General features: G+C 55.9%; 1 pseudogene. It reads right to left on the bottom strand.

Annotated elements, in window-relative coordinates:
- Positions 1-121 precede the first annotated feature (121 nt).
- Positions 122-1307: pseudogene (locus IEG05_RS22980) on the bottom strand (OprD family porin).
- Positions 1308-1537 lie beyond the last annotated feature (230 nt).

Here is a 1537-nt window from a genome sequence, read left to right as displayed (position 1 = left end):
AACCCTGCTCACGCATGCGTAGGGCCGTGGAGCGCTTTTCACGTTGTTCTTGGGGGCTGAGTTTACGGGCATCTATTTTCATGGAGACAGATTATCTAATATGCCCTATTTATTTGCCAGGTTAATAGTCACGCATGTCGCTGTTGGAACGGTAGATCGAGTTGCGCAGCTTCAGCGACAGATCTTTTGCCGGGCCGCTCTGTACGACGTACTGGACCTGGTTGAAGAACTCGCGTTCCTTACCTTCGCCAGTGCCGGTGTCTACGTTGTCGCCGTAGACATAAGCGGTTTTCCAGAACAGGCCGGGAACGCCGTAACCGCCGAAGTCCAGCTCATAGCTCGCCTGCCAGGAACGCTCGTCCTTGGAGTTGAAGTCGGAGTAGTAGGAGTTAGCTACCCAAATGGAGCTGCCGCCGTCGCCGATGTCATAGCGATAGTCACCGTCACCGGTAACGCGCTGGTGAGCGAGGATGAAAGCATGCGCGCCAGTTGAGTACTTGGCTGCGAGACTCCAGATGGTGGTGTCTTCGGTTTCGCCGAATGTTTCTTTGTCGTACTTGTTGTCGTAAATGTTGAAATCGAACGCGAGCGATTGATCGCCGCCGAACGGCATGACGTAGTTAACGTTGGCGTACTTCTTCTTGGCCACGTCTTCGTTGTCGGCGTAGTAGAGCGACGTGCTCAGGTTCTCGTTGAATGCATAGGTACCGCCTACGACATCAATGCTCTTAAGGCCTACGTCATCGCGGCTGGAAGATGGCATGGAGCTATCTGCGGTGAAGCGACCGGCATTCAGCTCGAGGCCTTCGATCTCATTGCTGGTGATCAAGGTGCCAGTAAACGACTCTGGCAGCAGGCGCGAATCGTCATAGGCGAGCACCGGCATCATCGGCATCTGGTTGCCGTACTTGATCACGGTGTTGGAGAACTGGGCTTTGATAGCTGCGCCGGCCTGGGAAAGGTCGCGCTCCGGCTCGTTGTTGGAGTCGCGCTGGAACATGGCTCCGTAGCTATAGCCTTTGCCACCATCCAGGCGAACGCCCAGCAGGCCATAGGCATCGACGCCTACTCCAATGGTGCCCTGGGTGAAGCCGGACTCGAAGGTAGTGATAAAGCCCTGGCCCCAGCTCCGTACGTCGTCGGCACCATCCTTGTAATCACGGTTGTAGTAAGTGTTGCGCAGCAACAGATCTAGGCTCGCATCTTCGACGAATCCCTATGGACTCCGACTGCTGGCTGGCCAACGCCATCTGGGAGGTGCCCGCCGATACGGCCAGGGCGATTACGCTCCACTTCATCACTTTCATTGTGATTGCTCCTTTGGTTTAAAAACGGTGCTTACCTTGCCGCGCATGGGCGGAAAGGGTGCAACTTCTTAGTCCCGCATCAGGCTTTAGCCAATTTTGGCTGCCCGCCGCGTCAGGATAGTTGTCGTGTGAGTTGATTCGATGAGTCTTGGTCGGTGGGCGGAAGTGAGAGCCGTGTGGCGCGTTATTCGATAGAGCATCGGGAGTGGGTGGTGCGGCAGATGATGCCG

It is taken from the genome of Stutzerimonas kunmingensis (assembly GCF_014764705.1).
In the GTDB taxonomy this organism is placed as follows: domain Bacteria; phylum Pseudomonadota; class Gammaproteobacteria; order Pseudomonadales; family Pseudomonadaceae; genus Stutzerimonas.
The sequence above is the reverse complement of the archived record's forward strand: the minus strand, read 5'-3'. Positions and strand labels throughout refer to the sequence as shown.